At 67.3% G+C, this 16215-nt stretch carries 13 protein-coding genes; 6 read left to right on the top strand and 7 right to left on the bottom strand.

What is annotated here, in order from left to right; genetic code table 11:
* Positions 1-10 precede the first annotated feature (10 nt).
* Both OHS03_RS07115 and OHS03_RS07110 read left to right on the top strand, forming a co-directional pair.
* Positions 11-1495 (top strand): sensor histidine kinase, encoded by a 1485-nt coding sequence (locus OHS03_RS07115; RefSeq protein WP_328661717.1) that lies wholly within the window; start codon positions 11-13, stop codon positions 1493-1495.
* On the top strand, positions 1492-2418 hold the full coding sequence (locus OHS03_RS07110) for a TAXI family TRAP transporter solute-binding subunit (protein WP_328661715.1): 927 nt from the start codon (positions 1492-1494) through the stop codon (positions 2416-2418). The genes OHS03_RS07115 and OHS03_RS07110 overlap by 4 nt, the downstream gene beginning before the upstream one ends.
* A gap of 50 nt (positions 2419-2468) precedes the next feature.
* On the opposite strand, the gene OHS03_RS07105 is transcribed toward OHS03_RS07110, so the two are convergent.
* Both OHS03_RS07105 and OHS03_RS07100 read right to left on the bottom strand, forming a co-directional pair.
* Positions 2469-4172 (bottom strand): hypothetical protein, encoded by a 1704-nt coding sequence (locus OHS03_RS07105; protein WP_328661712.1) that lies wholly within the window; start codon positions 4170-4172, stop codon positions 2469-2471.
* Positions 4173-4348: 176 nt separating this feature from the next.
* A complete protein-coding gene (locus OHS03_RS07100; RefSeq protein WP_328661710.1) occupies positions 4349-5137 on the bottom strand; it encodes an IclR family transcriptional regulator in 789 nt (262 codons plus the stop codon).
* A gap of 175 nt (positions 5138-5312) precedes the next feature.
* On the opposite strand from OHS03_RS07100, the gene OHS03_RS07095 reads away from it, so the two are divergent.
* Together OHS03_RS07095 and OHS03_RS07090 are read left to right on the top strand one after the other, a co-directional pair.
* On the top strand, positions 5313-6074 hold the full coding sequence (locus tag OHS03_RS07095) for a CoA transferase subunit A (RefSeq protein WP_328661708.1): 762 nt from the start codon (positions 5313-5315) through the stop codon (positions 6072-6074).
* The gene (locus tag OHS03_RS07090; protein WP_328661707.1) at positions 6071-6727 is read left to right on the top strand and encodes a 3-oxoacid CoA-transferase subunit B; all 657 of its coding nucleotides are present in this window, start codon (positions 6071-6073) and stop codon (positions 6725-6727) included. Before OHS03_RS07095 ends, OHS03_RS07090 begins: the two co-directional genes overlap by 4 nt.
* Here OHS03_RS07090 and OHS03_RS07085 read toward each other — a convergent pair.
* From OHS03_RS07085 to OHS03_RS07065, 5 genes are all read right to left on the bottom strand, one after another.
* Positions 6711-7952 (bottom strand): dihydrolipoamide acetyltransferase family protein, encoded by a 1242-nt coding sequence (locus OHS03_RS07085; RefSeq protein WP_328661705.1) that lies wholly within the window; start codon positions 7950-7952, stop codon positions 6711-6713. The two genes, OHS03_RS07090 and OHS03_RS07085, sit on opposite strands and share 17 nt — an antisense overlap.
* 26 nt (positions 7953-7978) lie before the next feature.
* Positions 7979-8962: an alpha-ketoacid dehydrogenase subunit beta gene (locus OHS03_RS07080; RefSeq protein WP_200950501.1), complete on the bottom strand. Its 984-nt coding sequence runs from the start codon at positions 8960-8962 to the stop codon at positions 7979-7981.
* Positions 8963-8982: 20 nt separating this feature from the next.
* A complete protein-coding gene (gene pdhA, locus OHS03_RS07075) occupies positions 8983-10071 on the bottom strand; it encodes a pyruvate dehydrogenase (acetyl-transferring) E1 component subunit alpha (RefSeq protein ID WP_328661703.1) in 1089 nt (362 codons plus the stop codon).
* An 11-nt stretch (positions 10072-10082) separates the two neighbouring features.
* A complete protein-coding gene (gene lpdA / locus OHS03_RS07070) occupies positions 10083-11531 on the bottom strand; it encodes a dihydrolipoyl dehydrogenase (RefSeq protein WP_328661701.1) in 1449 nt (482 codons plus the stop codon).
* Positions 11532-11690: 159 nt separating this feature from the next.
* Entirely contained in the window at positions 11691-12890 is a 1200-nt protein-coding gene (locus OHS03_RS07065) for a PucR family transcriptional regulator (protein WP_328661699.1), read from the bottom strand.
* 97 nt (positions 12891-12987) lie between these two features.
* On the opposite strand from OHS03_RS07065, the gene OHS03_RS07060 reads away from it, so the two are divergent.
* Together OHS03_RS07060 and OHS03_RS07055 are read left to right on the top strand one after the other, a co-directional pair.
* Complete coding sequence (locus OHS03_RS07060; protein WP_328661697.1) at positions 12988-13656, top strand: hypothetical protein; 669 nt, start codon at positions 12988-12990, stop codon at positions 13654-13656.
* A gap of 217 nt (positions 13657-13873) precedes the next feature.
* Complete coding sequence (locus tag OHS03_RS07055) at positions 13874-16033, top strand: MMPL family transporter (RefSeq protein WP_328661695.1); 2160 nt, start codon at positions 13874-13876, stop codon at positions 16031-16033.
* The last annotated feature ends 182 nt before the right edge of the window (positions 16034-16215 follow it).

Genomic DNA, 16215 nt, shown 5'->3' with positions numbered 1-16215 from the left:
GAGCACGGGCATGCGCCGCAGACTGCTGACAGCGCTCACCGTCTTCGCGGCACTCGCGGTGCTGGCCTTCGCGGTTCCGTTGTCGCTGACCGCCGCCACCAGCCGTACGCAGCAGTTCGTGCTAGGCCGTTCCGGTGACGCCGACCGCTTCGCGACCCTCGCCGACGCGGCCGGGTCGGCGAGCGGCGTGCGGGCACTGGCCGACGAGGTCGGCCGCTATCACGAGCTGTACGGGGAGAACGTCCTGGTCGTCGATGCTCGCGGGGCGCCGATCGTCAATGCCGGGGTCGAGGTGAGCGATCCGCGGATCAGGGCCGCGGTGGCCGCGGCTCGCCGCAACCAGCGCCCGCAGCAGGTGGATCGGCTGACGCCGTGGAGCGACCCGATCATGCTCATCGCGCGCCCTGTCGGCACCGGCGTGCAGGTGAACGGCGCGGTCGTGATCGAGGCGTCGACCACGGAGGCACGCTCGGCGATCGCTAGGACGTGGGCGGTGATCGTGCTGGGCGCGCTCGCTGCGATGGTCGTCTTCATGCTGTTGGCACTGGTCCTCAGCCGATGGGTGCTGCGCCCACTGGCCGCGATGTCGGGCGCGGTCGCCGAACTCACCGCCACACTGCCGAAGCCACGGGGCCGTACCCCGGCGGCGATCACCCGAAAATACGGCGGGCCACCCGAAATCCGAGCCCTCGCCGAATCCGTCGACGCCATGGCGACGGCCGTCGCCGATTCCACCGACGCACAACATCAACTCGTCGCCGATACCGCGCACGCCATGCGCAATCCCCTCGCCGCCTTGACGATTCGACTCGACTCCCTGGAATCGGCCGTCTCCGAGAGTGCATCGGCGACCTTCCGCGGTGCGAGCGCGGAAGTGGAGCGGCTGACCGCTCTCCTCGACGATCTGCTCGAGCTGGCCGTGGCACAAGCACCCGCATCCTTCGGTGCCGCGGCATCCGCCGAGGAACACTGTGACCCGACGCAGGTCGCGGCCGACCGGATCGATGCCTGGGCATCGGCGTTCGACGAGGCAGGAGTACAGCTGACCGCAGCGCCCACCGACCACACACCGCGGTCCGGCGAGGGCGGCTCGGCGACGCGTATTCGCACTCCCCCGCCCGGCGAAGGTGCGGTTTCCGGCCCTCGCGCCCAGGCCGCGATCAGCTCGGCGGCTCTCGCCCAGATTCTCGATGTGGCGCTGAGCAATTCGTGCCGGTATGCGGGATCCGGCGCATGCACGGTGGTCGGTGTGACGGTCGAGCCGAGATGGGTGACGGTCCGCGTCGCCGATGACGGGACAGGCGTCCCACCGGATGAACTCGACAAACTCACCGCCCGGTTCTTCCGCGGGTCGACCGCGGCCTCTGGCGGCACAGGGCTGGGACTGTCGATCGCGCAGGCATTGGCCACGGCGTGGGGTGCGACATTGACGGTCGAGGCAATACCGCCGCACGGCCTCGCGGTGGCGGTCCGGGTGCCCACGGTGTCGCGATGAGGGGCGGTGCGCCGATGTCGCGTCGCCGGATGCTGACCTTGGCCGCGCTCGTGTCGGCGGGCGTATTCGGATGTGGCACGAACGGCTCGGCGACGGTGCGGCTGGCCTCGGGCGAGGACGGCGGCTTCTACTTCGCTTTCGGTCGACTACTGGCCGCGGCGGCCGCGCGCGAAACCGACACCCTGCGCGTCGAAACGGTGGAAACCGCAGGCTCGCAACAGAATCTGCGAATGGTCGCCGACGGTGATGTCGAAACCGCGCTGGCGCTGGCGGATTCGGCGAGCGACTTCGGGGGTCGAGTGGTAGCGCTCGGCCGCGTGTACGAGAACTACCTGCAGTTGGCGGTCCGCACCGAGAGCCCGGTCAACGAGGTCGCCGACTTGCGCGGACGTCGCGTCAATCTCGGAGCCGCGGGCTCGGGAGCCGCGGTCACCGGTCGGCGACTGCTGGCGACGGCCGGCCTCGATCCCGCCGTCGATGTCGTGGTCGAGCATCGTCCCCTGCGCGAGGCCGCGCAGGCACTGACGGACGGCACCATCGATGCGTTGCTGTGGGCCGGTGGCGTGCCGACCGCCGCACTCACCGTGCCCGACCCGATGCGACTGATCGACCTGGGCGCCCTCGCCGCACCGATGCGAGAACAGTACGGACCCGTCTACGACCGGGTCGCCGTCCCCGCCGACGCCTATCCCGCCGGTCCGGCGATCCACACCATCGGCGTCGCCAACCTGCTCCTCGCCGCCGCGACCCTGCCCGACGAGACAGCGGCCGCCATCGTCGAACTGCTGGTCCGGCACGCGGACACCCTCGTCCCCGACGAGGCCGCGGGCACCCAGTTCCTCGACGGTCGATCCCTGATCGGCACCGGAACCGTCCCGCTACATCCGGGCGCGGTCGAGGTCTACCGGCGCTGGCACGGCTGAACCGCGCCGTCGACCCCCCGTCGATCGACAGCGCCCTCACCGCACCTGTACTAGGAAGCCCCGGTGGCGAATTCGGCGAGACGAGTGGAGACCACCTCGGGTCGGCCGTCGTTCTGATGAGCCGCGGCGGTGAGGACGTCGATGTGGTTGTAGCCCGGGAGGTGGATCACTTCGTCGCGGGGGCTTCCCGAGTCGGCGACCGGGATACCGCCGCTGCTACGGAAAGTCAGGATGGGGTTGCGATCCACGCCGTCGAGACGGATGTGCTGACCGGCGAACGACGGTGCTGTCGTCTGTTGGAGGTCGAGGCTGAGCCGGGTGGGGAAATACCATTCGGTGAAGTCGAGGGGCGGTTCGCAGAGACTGCGGGCCAGTTCACCGATGGCGGTCACTTCGCTGGTCGGGGATGTGTAGGGGGCGGTCAGTTCCGCTGTGTCGTCGTAATCCGCCCAGCGGTAGAGGGTGTCGGGGTGGTAGACGGTCGGCGAGACCTTCGGTGCGTCGCCGAACATGCCCATCGCCAGTGGACTCAGCGCGATCGAGTCCGGGAGCGGAAAGGTTTTCGGGCCGATCGGGCCGCCGGTGGGGAAACCCACACTCGCTTGGAGGAATCCGAGTGGTTGGGAATTGTCGTCGAGGATCGCGCCGAGCACGGCTTCGTTGGTGGCGTTCAGATCCCGCACATCCGGTTGTCCGGTGACGAACATCGCGGCGTCCTGGGAGAGCAGGGTTCGCAGGGTCGCGGCGACGTTGGGGTTGTCGGGCAGTCGTCGGACGAGGTCGTTGACGCCGTCGGGACTCAGTCTGGCCGCGAGGCCCGCCAGGGCGAGGAGGTTGGTGGTTTCGGGGTTGATCACCGCGGGCAGGCGTAAGACCGGCAGCGCGGTATCGAGTTGCAGTGAACCGGCTTCCACCACTCCGGCGATCGGTGCGGGAAGCTCGGGGACCTGGAGGCCACGCAGGCTCAGTCCGGCTTGAATGGTGGTGTCGAGCGCGAAATAGCCGGAGCACTGGTTGTATCCGGCGTCCTCGGTGGTTGCCGGATTCCCGTCGAAGTCCCACTCCGCGAAATAGCCGGTGACGAAGCCGCCCAGCGAATGCCCGCCGCACAGTACCTTTCGCTGGCGCACCGCTTGGTCGGGGAATTCGATCCGCAGCACGTCGTATTCGTCGCGCAGGGTTTGCGCGAGTCCCTGATCGCGCAACCACGCTGTCTCCGCGCCCTCGGCGTACCCGCCGAACCGGCGACCGTCGGCCTCGGCGCCGCCGAAATAGTAGTCCGCCGCGGTATCGAACGATCCGGTCCGCAAGGCCGCGGCGACCCCGGTGTGGTCCTCCAAACAGTTGGACCGACGATCCAGTGCCCAGAATTCGATATATCGTCCCGAGTCGGCGGCCAGCGCGACGGTGTTTCGCGCCACGCTGTCGAAGGCACCCGCACCCTCGAAGACACCAGGTTGCGCGACCAGGACACGCTCGGCCTCGGCCGAGGACCGCGGTCCGTCGACCGCTCGCCATCGCAGATACGACAGGGTGTCGCACGCCTGCGGATGCGGCAGGCTGCCCGGCGGCAACGGCACCGCGAGAGTGACTTTCGATGCGACGACCGACGTTACCGGCGACGAAGTCGGGTACACCGTTTCCGTGCGGCCGGGCACCTCACCACTCGCGACCGGTGTCGCGGCAGACACCCCGATCGCAGCCATCACCACTGCTGTCACCAATGCCGAGACGCTGTTTCGCCGAAGTCGCATACGAACATTCCTTCATTCACGGTCATCGATATCGAACCCTGTCCCACTGTGAGGTGACAGGAATAGGCCCGCGCCTGTTTTCGATCACAACGGCGGGCCGAACGAAGCGCAGCGCATCACAACGAACACCCGGGTCCGAGCCCGCTTATCCGGTCGCAGAATGGCATGACATGCGTTCATCGATTGAAGGGTCCGGAGCCACGGCGTTTCAGCGTCAGAGAGAGTTTGTGAGCGTGGCGGAGCAACAGCGTACCCAGCACCTCGTGACGCTCGGCGCGGAAACGGCTCTCGACCCCGTTCAGGCTCAAGGCCCACCGTGGCTCGTCGCGGCGGTCGAACACCGCCGCTGCCATTCCCCAGCTTCCCTCGACCAGCAGGCCCGGATTCACGCACCAGCCTGTTTCTCGGGTCGCGTCCATACGCGGCACGAGCTCGGCACGGGTATGACTCGCACCCCACTGCACACTCAGATCGGTGCGGCCGAGATAGTCCTCGATATCGCGGTCGGGTAGGTGGGCGAGGATCGCCAGGCCTGCCGAGGCGACACCGAGCGGGAAGCGGATACCGACGTGCAGCACGTGCGAGCGCAGGGGAAAGCTGCCTTCCTCGCCCGCCAGGCACACTGTCTCGTCGCCACGCCGGGCGGACAGGAACACACTCTCCCCGGTCTCACGGGCGAGCTCGCGCAGCACGGGACGCGCCACATCGGTGATGTCGTAGCGCTCGGCCGCGAGCGAACCCATGAGGAACAGTTCCGGTCCGAGAAACCACAGACCCGAGCCCGCGTCGCGGTCGAGAAAGCCCTCCTCGGCCAGCGACGAGAGCAACCGATGCGCGGTAGGCCGCGCGAGATCGGCCCGACGTGCCAGATCACTGGTCGACACGCCCACATCGCCACCGGCGGCAACCGCACGCAATAGTGACGCCGCGCGCCCGAGCACAGATGGATTCGGCTCTCCACTCACGCCCGCATCCTACGTCCACTCAGTGGACGACATGACGCCAACCTGTCCACTCGCCGAGCAATTTCAGCTTCCCATGGATTTCTATCTTGCCAGTAAGAGCCGCTGGAGTGTTCTGTGAGCACGACGAAAACAAGCGTCCAAATAATGAACGGTTCCACGAAAGGCATGTCATCGAATGAACTCGAAAGTGGTGGATACGGCAGTCGCCGCCGTCGCCGATATCGGCTCGGGGGCGACGTTGGCAGTCGGCGGATTCGGGTTGTGCGGTGTCCCGGACGCGCTGATCGCGGCGATCACCGAGAGCGGAGCCACCGACCTCGCAGTGTTCTCCAACAACTGCGGCGTCGACGACTACGGCCTGGGAATCTTGTTGTCAGCCGGACGGATCGCACGGGTGACCGCCTCCTATGTGGGTGAGAACAAAGAGTTCGCGCGCCAGTATCTCGGCGGAGAACTCGAGGTGGAACTGATCCCGCAGGGAACCCTCGCCGAACGACTGCGGGCCGGCGGCGCGGGCATCCCCGCCTTCTACACCCCCGCCGGGGTCGGGACTCCGATCAGCGACGGCGGCCTCCCGTGGCGCTACGCACCGGACGGGTCGGTCGCGCTGGCCTCACCACCGAAAGAAGTCCGGCAGTTCGGACACCGCCACTACGTCCTCGAAGAAAGCATCGTCGCCGATTTCGCCCTCGTGCACGCCGCCGTCGGCGACACCGAGGGAAACCTGGTCTTCGAGAAGTCGGCCTTGAACTTCAACCCCCTGGTCGCGATGGCCGGTCGGATCACCATCGCCCAGGTCGAGCGGCTCGTCCCAGCCGGTGAACTCGACCCGGCACACGTTCATCTGCCGGGGGTGTTCGTCCAGCGCGTCGTGCACACCGGCGCCCAGGACAAACGCATCGAGAAGCGGACCGTTCGACAGGAGAGCACCCGATGAGCTGGACACGCACCGAGATGGCCGCCCGCGCGGCGCAGGAACTCTCGCCCGGGGAGTACGTCAACCTCGGCATCGGCCTGCCCACCCTGATCCCGAACCACCTGCCCGACGGCGTAGCGGTGGTGCTGCACAGCGAGAACGGCATCCTCGGCACCGGCCCCTACCCCTACGACGACGACGTCGACCCCGATCTGATCAACGCGGGCAAAGAGACCGTGACGGTCGAACCCGGTGCCTCGTTCTTCGACTCGGCGCTCTCGTTCGGCATGATCAGAGGCGGACACATCGACACTGCGGTCCTGGGCGGGATGCAGGTCTCACGTCACGGTGACCTGGCGAACTGGATGGTGCCCGGTGCGATGGTCAAAGGCATGGGCGGCGCGATGGACCTCGTCCACGGCGCCCGCCGGGTGATCGTGCTCATGGAGCACACCACCCGCGACGGCGCACCCAAGATCGTCGATGCGTGCACCCTGCCGCTCACCGGCCAAGCCGTGGTGCAGCGGGTGATCACCGACCTCGCTGTCCTCGACATCGCCGACCACCAGGTGATCCTGCGCGAGACCGCACCCGGTGTGAGCGTCGAGCAGGTACGCCGCGCCACCGGAACACCATTGACCATCGCTCCCCAGCCGCTTACGCCACAATTCTGAGCGGGCTCTCGAGAAGGATCTTCAGGTTCGCCAGGAATTGGGCTGCCACCGCGCCGTCGATGGCGCGGTGGTCCGCGGACAGGGTCACGCGCAGAATCTTGCGGGCAACCACCTTCTCGCCGTCGAGGCGTAGCTCGTCGGCCGCCGCCCCGACCGCGAGGATCGCGGACTCGGGCGAGTTGATGACCGCGGTGAATTGCTCGATGCCGAACATGCCGAGGTTGGAGATGGTGAAGGTGCCGCCCGACATCTCCTCTGCGCGCAGCTTGCGATCACGGGCGCGGGTCGCCTTGTCACGGCTCTCGGTCGCGATCTCGGACACGCTCTTGCGGTCCGCGTCCCTGATCACCGGAACGAGCAGCCCGGCCGGGGTCGCTACCGCGACACCGAGGTGGATTCCCTTGTGCCGCAACAGCTTGTCGCCCGCGAAGCTGACATTGACCGAGCCGTCCTTTCGCAGCGCGACGGCGACCGCTTTGACGAGCAGGTCGTTCACGCTGACCTTGCTCTCGCCCGCCGCGTCCAACGTCGCGTTGATCTGCGCCCGGAAGGCGAACAACTCGGTCACATCGATCGCGCTGGTCAGATAGAAGTGCGGCGCCTGCTGCTTGCTCTCGGTGAGCCGAATCGCGGAGACGCGCTGGATGTTCGTCAGCGCAACCTCCTCGAACTCCCCTGACGCCGGAACAGGTTGCACAGCAGCCACGCTCGCGTCACGTGACGGCGTCACGATCTCAGCGGGCGCAGTGGTGACGGCGCTGTGGGCCGCCTCCACGTCACGTTTGGTGATCCGCCCACCCGGACCGGTGCCGACGACAGCGTCGATATCGACCCGCATCTCGCGTGCGATCTTGCGGGCCAACGGCGAGGACTTGACCACCCCGGTCCGGCGCAGGCCCGCGTGCGCACCGGGCTGTGGCGCAGCGGTCGGGGCAGTCGAGGGGGTCACCGCAACACTTTTCGGATCCGTTGGTGCCGCAGTCGATGTGGTGCCATCGCCGACGATCGCGATCGGTTCGCCGATCGGGACACGAACACCCGGCTCGGCGAGGATCTTCTCGAGAACCCCGTCGTCGTAGGCCTCGAGTTCCATCAGGGCTTTGTCGGTCTCGATTTCGGCGACGATCTCGCCGCGGGTGATCTGGTCGCCGACCTGCTTGAGCCAGGCGGAGACGACGCCGTCCTCCATGGTGTCGGAGAGCCGGGGCATGACGATTTCGGGCATGATTGCGTCCGTCCTGTTCCTGGTTCTCAGCGCCGCCGGCCGACGGCCGCCAGAGTTTCCGTCACCGCGGTGTACAGCGATTCCGCGGACGGCAAGGCGAGCTTCTCGAGCGGCTTGGCGTAGGGCAGCGGAACCTCGGCCATGGCGACGCGACGGACCGGCGCGTCGAGGTAGTCGAACGCGCCGTCGGAGATCGACGCCGCGATCTCCGCGCCGATGCCGTAGGTGAGCCAGTCGTCCTCGCCGATCACCGCGCAACCGGTCTTGCGCACCGATGCCACGATGGTGTCGCGGTCCAGCGGGCGCAGGCTGCGCAGGTCGATCACCTCCACCGAAATGCCCTCGCCGGCAAGACGTTGCGCGACCTCGGTCGCGACAGTGGCCATCCGCGAGTAGCCGATCAGCGTGATGTCGGTGCCCTCTCGGGTGACCGCCGCTTTGCCGATCTGGACAGGTGGAAGATCCTCGGGGACTTCGCCTTTGGTGTTGTACAGCGACAGGTTTTCCAGGAACAACACCGGATCGTCGTCGGAGATCGCGGCCTTGAGCAACGCCCGCGCATCGGCGGGAGTGCTGGGCGCCACGACTTTCAGACCGGGCACGAAGGCGTAGTACAACTCGATATTCTGCGAATGCGTCGCCCCGAGTTGCTGGCCGCCGCCACCGGGCGTCCGGATCACCATCGGCACATTGGTCTGCCCGCCGAACATGCCGTAGATCTTCGCGGCATGGTTGACGATCTGATCCAGCGCCAGCAGCGAGAAGTTGATCGTCATGATCTCCACGACCGGGCGCAAACCGAGCATCGCGGCGCCGATCGCCGCACCGACGAACCCTTCCTCGGCGATGGGGGTGTCGCGCACCCGCTTCTCGCCGAACTCCTCGAGCAGACCGGCGGTGATCTTGTAGGAGCCTTCGAAGACGCCGATCTCCTCACCGATCAGAAAAACATCGTCATCGCGGCGCATTTCTTCGCGCAGGGTTTCGCGCAGCGCTTCGCGATAGGTCATGACAGGCACAGTGGAAGTCCTCAGTGGGTGAAGAGCGGATCGGCGGGCAGACGGCGGGAATCGCCCGGCACGGGAGTGGCGTAGGTGTAGTCGAACAGGCTCGACGGCTCCGGATGCGGGCTCGAATCGGCGAATTCGACGGCGGCGGCGACTCCGTCGGCCACCTCGCGGTCGACATCGGCCAGCGCCTGTTCGGTCAGCACCCCGGCGGCGAGCAATCGCCGCTGCCACAGCTCGATCGGATCGTGCTCGCGTGCCGCGGCGACGGTATCGGTGCTGCGGTACTTCGCCGGGTCGACCACCGAGTGGCCCTTGAGTCGGTAGCTCACCGCTTCGAGCAGCGCGGGTTTGCCATCGCGGCGGGCGTCTTCGATGAGCTCGCTCGCCAGGTCGCGCACGGCCAGCACATCGGTGCCGTCGACCCGCTCGCCCCGCATGCGGTACGCGGCGGCGCGCTTCCACAGATCCGGTTCGGCCGAGGACTTCTCGACTGTGGTGCCCATGCCGGTCTGGTTGTTGATCACCAGGAACACCACCGGCAGCCGCCACAGCGCCGCGATATTGAGCGACTCGTGGAAGGCGCCGATGTTGGTGGTGCCCTCCCCCATCTGACACACCACGACGTCGTCACCGTCGCGGTAGTCGATGGCCAGCGCCGCACCGATGGCCAGCGGAACCTGTCCGCCCACGATGGCGTAGCCGCCCAGCAGCCGGGTCGCGGTGTCGTACATGTGCATCGAGCCGCCCCAGCCCTTCGAGGTGCCGGTGGAGCGGCCGTAGAGCTCGGCCATCACTCGACCGGGTTCGATGCCCTTGGCCAGTGCGTAGCCGTGTTCGCGATAGTTGGTGAACAGGTAGTCGGTGGGACGCATCGCGGCGCCGAGGCCGACCACGGTGGCTTCTTCGCCGAGGTTGAGATGGCAGTAGCCGCCGATCTTGGCCTGCTGGTAGCTCTGCGCGGTGCGCTCCTCGAAGCGCCGGATGAACAGCATGTCGCGGTAGAGACCACGCAGGATCTCGGGATTCTCGGCCGCGACAGCGGAGTCGATGTCCGAAGCGGTCTCGGTCTGCTCGCGGGCGGGCGCGCTCCGCGCGGTGGTCGTGGTCATGGTCTAGCTCCTCAACGCTTGCGTGGCGCGATGTGCACCGGCAGTCCGAGTCCGGCCATGGCCGCCTCCATACCGATCTCGCCGAGTGTGGGGTGGGCGTGAATGGTGTCGGCCAGCTCGTCGAGCGTGGCTTCCAGCGAGATCGCGAGTGCGCCCTCGGCGATCAGATCGCTGGCGGACGGGCCGATGATGTGCACGCCGAGCACTTCCTGATGTGCTTGTCCCGCAACGATTTTGATGAAGCCGTCGGTCTCGCCGAAGGTCTTGGCCCGGCCGAGCGCCGCGAACGGGAACTTGGCGGTGATCACCTCGTGTCCGGCCGCGCGGGCGGCTTCTTCGGTGAGCCCGACGCTCGCGATCTCCGGGTGGGTGAAGGTCGCGGCCGGGATGACCGAGTAATCGATGTGGGCCTCGTGCCCGGCGATCACCTCGGCCGCGGTGATGCCCTGGTGCGAGGCGACGTGGGCGAGCAACGCCCGACCGGTCACGTCGCCGATGGCGTACACGTGCTCGACCCCGGTCCGCAGTCGATCGTCGACTTCGATGAAACCGCGTGCGTCCGTGGCGATTCCGGCTATATCGAGCCCGAGCTCCGCGGTATTGGGTGCTCGCCCGACTCCGACGAGCACCACGTCGGCATCCAGGTCGGCTGCCGCCGAACCGCCGACCGATACCCGCAGTACGTCGCCCTCGGTGATAGCGGTGACCGTGGCCCCGGTCAGGACGGTGATGCCGCGCTTGCGGAACGAGCGCCCGAGCGCGTCGCCGATCTCCTTGTCCTCCAACGGAACCAGGCGATCCTGCATCTCCACGACGGTGACCTGACTGCCGAACGTGGCGAACAGGCTGGCCCACTCCGCCCCGACCGCGCTACCGCCGATGATGACCAACCGTTGCGGCACCTCGGTCAGCCCGAACGCGCCGTCGGAGGTGACGACGCCGGGCAATCCCGCGCCCGGAATCGGCACCTGAACCGGCACCGAACCGGTCGCGATGATCACGTCGCGTGCGCTCACCCGGCGAATCGCGGTTCCCGCGGCGGCCGCGTAGCGGGGGCCGCCGTCGAAGATCGGCGAGGCGCCGACCTCGTGCACCTCCACCACGGTCGGCTCGAGGAACCGAGCGTGACCCTCGATCACCGTGACCCCGTTGGCCTTCAGCAGACCCGCCACACCGTCGGTCAGCTCTTTGACGATGGCGTCCTTGCGCTGCCTGACCGCGGCGAAGTCGTAGCGCACATTGTCGGCGTATACCCCGAATTCAGCTGCGCTCGCGAGGGTGTGGAAAACCTCCGCCGAGCGGAGCATCGCCTTGGTGGGGATACAACCCCAGTTCAGGCAGACACCGCCGGGGCGCTCCTTCTCCACAACGCAGACCTTCAGGCCACGTTGCGCGGCGCGGATGGCGGCCACATATCCGCCCGGTCCACCACCGATCACCAATAGATCGAATTCCGGCACTCGTGGTGCTCCTCAGCTCGACGATCGACCCATCCACGGTCGTGGGTTGGATCATCTGTCGAGTCTCACGGTCCACAATTGCACAAACAATCTACCGACAGCCCAGAATTATGGGCTCGAAAATGGGCGCAGCGCCCAATCGGTCCTGGCGGTGTGCACTCAGACCGGTGTCCGCGCGCCCATCTCCAGCGCGGCCAAGGCGAGGGAAAGCTCCAGGTAGGACCGCTGTCCTTCCAGTCGTCGACCCAACAGGGCCGAGATCCGCTGTAGCCGGTTGATCACGGTGTTGCGATGGCAGTGCAGTCGGGGCGCGGCATTCGCCGCCGAACAGTTCTCCTCCAGCCAGATCGCCAGCGTGCGCAACAAGATCTGGTGCTCCTTCGTCGGCAGTTCCAGCACGGGGCCGAGGGTGCGAGCGACCATCAGTGCGGTGAGGTCGGGCGAGCGCAGCAACAGCGCTTCCGGGTAGCGCTGCTCCAACGACACCAGACCCCGCTCTGTGTCCGGCAAGGTCTCCAAGCCGAGCATCGCCAGCGCGTGGCCGGTCTCGATCTGCGCCAGTCCCTGCACCACGGGTGACGCCGCTGCTCGACCTCGGATGCGATTCCGTACCTGGTCCAGTACCGCGGCACCGTCGCGCTGCTCGAGCGAGACCAGTCCCACCACGGTCTCGACGCGGTCGTGCCAGACCGACCTGATGCCCAAGGCCGCCAACGCGGCCTCGGTGCCTATCTCCACGTTCGGGCGCTCTCCGCGTACCGCGACCACCAGATACCCGCCGTGGGCGGGCACGTTCAGCTCGCGCGCGGCACGCGCGGCGAATGTCGCGTCGCGGGCACTGCCCGCCAGCAGATCCTCGATCAAGCCGTGCCTGCGACGCTCGTCACGGCGTACCTGCTCCAATTCGGTGCTGCGATAGGAGGTGACCAGCGCCGACGACATGCCGTCGATAGCCGACCATGTGGCCACACCGATCTTGCGGACCTCGGCGGGCGGGAGTTCGCCTGCCTTGTCGAGTAGCGCCTCCCACACGATCTGACCGCCGAGCCGGAACGTCCGCAACATCACCTCCAGCGGCACGCCCTGCGCCGCACGATTGCGGCCGATGGCAGCGGCGACATCATCGCGACCGGGGACGCTCACCTCACCGGCCACCAGGTCCAGCACCCTGGTCAAATAGCGGCAACACGCGGTGTGCAGGTCATCCCGGCTGACCGGCGAGTAATCCGTCCACTCCGGGATGTCGGTGAAGATCGCGGCGATCAGCTGCCGAGTCAGCACCGGGATATCGGTTCGGCACGCAGCCACCAACCGCCTCGTACCCGCCGAGATCGGGGTGTGCTTGGTTCTCGCAGCCATAACGCCAGACGCTACGCCCGGGCGCGCCGCTGATCCGCACGCTTACCGTGTAGTCGACGCTCGCCTAGCCGCTCGGCCCGACACCGAAGGAACACCGATGGGTTTCGACAACGAGGAGTTCGATTGTGACAGCCCACCATTGGCGATCTCCCCCGACCAGGCCCGCCGGTATCGGTCCGCGCACAGCCGCCACGATTGCGATCTCGGCGCCGCCGCGTGGGAGGTCCTGACCGGATCCCGTGGCATCCCGTGGCCGCACGCACCCCACCTCCAGAACCCCCGGGACTGGATGGATGCCTATCGACAGCGAGGTCTACCTACCGACATCACCGCCGACGGGTCCGGGGTCGAGCTGGTATGCGACGACACCGTCACCGCTTTGCTCGTCCCCGCCGGACTCGCCGCCGCGACCTACGACCACAACGCGTTGGCGGTCCCCACCCTCGCCACGGCGCCACCGTATGTTCCGCTGCACCGGTGGGCAATGCTCACCAGGACCGCGCCCCTGTCCGACGAAGCCACCGGAGTCCTCGCCGATCTCCACGTCACCGTCCTCGCGCCCGGCGATCGGCTACGGCTCCCCACCGGACCCGACAGCCGCCTCGACCCACCGCATTACTGGCACGAATGGCCCCGAGAGGCCCATCCGGGCAAGCCGTACCTCGTTCTGCTGCTCCAAGTCGCCAACGTCCTGCTGCTCGGTAGCAGGGCCGGGTGCAGCCTGGTACCGGTCAACGGTCGGCTCGAGGTCCGGCGCCACCGGTGATCACGCCGTCCGACAGGCCGAGGCGTTCTGTCCGCGAGACAAATTGGAAGGGAAAAATTCTCCGAATGATGCAGTGACACAAGCCATTCGTTGCGTCGATACTTGCACCGACCCGGGTTGCGGGATGGCACCGGCGCCGACCCTACCTGCCCGAGCCGCGGCGGTGGAGATGTCCGTCGCGCCGAAACGGCGCCGGAGTCCACGTGCGGTGCCCGCAATGAAACGAGGGACGGTGCGAGTACTCGCGCGGATGGCTGTGGGTCGACCGAAAACCGTGGTCGCGGTGATTGCGCTGGTGCTCGTCCTCGCGGGCGCGGGCGGGGCCTCGCTGCAGCAGCGACTCTCCGGCGGCGGGTTCTGGAACGCGGACGCCGAATCCGCGCGCGCCGCCCGAGTACTGGCGGAGAAATACACCACCGGAACACCGAACGTCATTGTGCTGGTGGATGTCGCGGCCGCGTCGGGAACCGTCGATACGCCCGCGGTCGCCACGACCGGCCTGCGGCTGACCACCGAACTGGCCGCGGTGGCGGGCGTGCGTTCGGTGAGCTCGTACTGGTCCACCGGATCACCGGAGTTCCTGCGCAGTGCCGATCGAGGCAAGGCGCTGGTCGCCGTGGATGTTCCCGGTGACGAGATCACGGTGGACGCGGTGGTGTCGCGACTGGTCGACAGCTACCGGGATCGGGACTACGCCGAGCTCCACCTGCGCCTGGGTGGGGCCGCGGTGAGCTATCACGACGTGACCGAACAACTCTCGTACGACATGAAAGTCAGTGAGGCGGTGACGATTCCGATCCTGCTGGTGCTGCTGGTGTTGGTCTTCGGCAGTCTGGTCGCCGCGGGACTGCCGCTGGTGCTCGGCCTGGTCTCGATCATCGGCACGCTCGGAATCCTTCGATTGCTCACCGAGTTCACCCAGGTTTCCAGCTATGCGCTGAATCTGACCACCGTGCTCGGTCTCGGTCTCGGCATCGACTACAGCTTGTTCCTGGTCAGCCGATTCCGGGAGGAACGGCGCGGGGGCCGCGACGTGCCGACCGCGGTGCGGGTGACGGTGACGACCGCCGGGCGCACCGTGCTGTTCTCCGCCGCGACGATCCTCATCGCGATGCTGGCGATGCTGCTGTTCCCGATGCCGTTCCTGCGTTCCCTCGCCGCGGCCTGCCTCTCGGTGACGCTCTTGGCCGCGCTCGCCACCGTGACACTGCTGCCGGCTCTGCTGATGTTGTTCGGGCACCGCATCGACGCGCTCGACCTACGCCGAGGCGTGCGACGGCTGCGTGGCCGACCCGATCCCGCACCCCACCGGCCCGAAGAGGGGTTCTGGTATCGCACCGCCCGGCGAGTCACCGCGCGCCCCTGGGCCTTCGGTGGTGCCGCGTTGCTGGTGGTGATCTTGCTGGGCGTGCCGTTCGCCGGGTTGAGATTGGGACTGACCGACGACCGGGCATTGCCTGTGACGGTGGAGAGCCGTCAGGTCGGTGACGTCCTGCGCGCCGAGTTCCCCGCGACCGCGGCGGGCCGGTTCGACGTGATCGTCGACGGGCCGATCACCACGACCGAACTGGCCGACCTGACACAGCGCATCCAACACCTGGACCACGTACGGCTGGTTCGTAGCTTGCCCGGGCCCGAGGGCGCGCATCTGACGGTGATCCCGGACCTCGACCCGTACTCGCTGGCCGCCGAAACCTTGCTCGACGACATCCGGCGAACGGACTCGCCCGCTCCACTGCTGGTCGGCGGCGCCACGGCCGAGAACGCCGATACCAAATCCGGCTTGGCGGGGCGACTTCCGTTGGTCGTAGCACTCATCGTGATCGCGATCCTCGTGCTGTTGTTCGCGTTCACCGGCAGCGTGGCGATCCCGCTGAAGGCGGTGCTGCTCAACACGTTGAGCTTGTCGGCGACCTTCGGCGCGATGGTCTACATCTTCCAGGACGGGCACCTGAAATGGCTGGTCGGCGATTTCACCGAAACCGGCTATCTGGCCGCCCCGGTGCCGGTGCTCGTCTTCTGCTTGGCCTTCGGGCTGTCGATGGACTACGAGGTGTTCCTGTTGTCCCGGATCGCCGAGGAGCACCGGGCGCGGGGCGTGACGGCCGACGCGGTCGCCTACGGGCTGGAGCGCACCGGCCGCATCGTCACCGCCGCGGCCGCGCTGATGGCGATTGTCTGTGTGGGACTGGCATTTTCAGAGGTCGCCTTCACCAAATTGATGGGCGTGGGCCTGACGCTGGCGGTGCTGATGGATGCCACGGTGGTCCGTGGCGTGTTGGTACCCGCCTTCATGCGCCTACTGGGAACCGCGAACTGGTGGGCACCGGCATTCCTGCGACGAGTCCACCGTCACATCGCGGTGCGTGAGAACTGACTCATCGCCTGCGCGACGGTTTGGTTCCCGATGCAGTTTTTCGTCGTCGCATTCGTTTCACGGAACCAATTTTCCGGACAATTCGACGTCGGGCCGGTCGATTATGCGTGTAAGTGACTTCCGTTACGGCACAACAACATTGGCTATCGAATAGCCCGAATGACACAGTGATCGGAGCGCCG

Origin of the sequence: Nocardia salmonicida, from assembly GCF_036142455.1 — a bacterium.
Lineage (GTDB): Bacteria > Actinomycetota > Actinomycetes > Mycobacteriales > Mycobacteriaceae > Nocardia > Nocardia salmonicida.
The sequence above is the reverse complement of the archived record's forward strand: the minus strand, read 5'-3'. Positions and strand labels throughout refer to the sequence as shown.

Bases quoted from the DNA above. Each gene is read 5' to 3' on its own strand.
- OHS03_RS07055 (WP_328661695.1), top strand. From the start codon at position 13,874: ATGAAACGAGGGACGGTGCGAGTACTCGCGCGGATGGCTGTGGGTCGA.
- OHS03_RS07115 (WP_328661717.1), top strand. From the start codon at position 11: ATGCGCCGCAGACTGCTGACAGCGCTCACCGTCTTCGCGGCACTCGCG.
- OHS03_RS07080 (WP_200950501.1), bottom strand. From the start codon at position 8,962: ATGACCTATCGCGAAGCGCTGCGCGAAACCCTGCGCGAAGAAATGCGC.
- OHS03_RS07065 (WP_328661699.1), bottom strand. From the start codon at position 12,890: ATGGCTGCGAGAACCAAGCACACCCCGATCTCGGCGGGTACGAGGCGG.
- OHS03_RS07105 (WP_328661712.1), bottom strand. From the start codon at position 4,172: ATGCGACTTCGGCGAAACAGCGTCTCGGCATTGGTGACAGCAGTGGTG.
- OHS03_RS07095 (WP_328661708.1), top strand. From the start codon at position 5,313: ATGAACTCGAAAGTGGTGGATACGGCAGTCGCCGCCGTCGCCGATATC.
- OHS03_RS07060 (WP_328661697.1), top strand. From the start codon at position 12,988: ATGGGTTTCGACAACGAGGAGTTCGATTGTGACAGCCCACCATTGGCG.
- pdhA (WP_328661703.1), bottom strand. From the start codon at position 10,071: ATGACCACGACCACCGCGCGGAGCGCGCCCGCCCGCGAGCAGACCGAG.
- OHS03_RS07090 (WP_328661707.1), top strand. From the start codon at position 6,071: ATGAGCTGGACACGCACCGAGATGGCCGCCCGCGCGGCGCAGGAACTC.
- OHS03_RS07110 (WP_328661715.1), top strand. From the start codon at position 1,492: ATGAGGGGCGGTGCGCCGATGTCGCGTCGCCGGATGCTGACCTTGGCC.
- OHS03_RS07085 (WP_328661705.1), bottom strand. From the start codon at position 7,952: ATGCCCGAAATCGTCATGCCCCGGCTCTCCGACACCATGGAGGACGGC.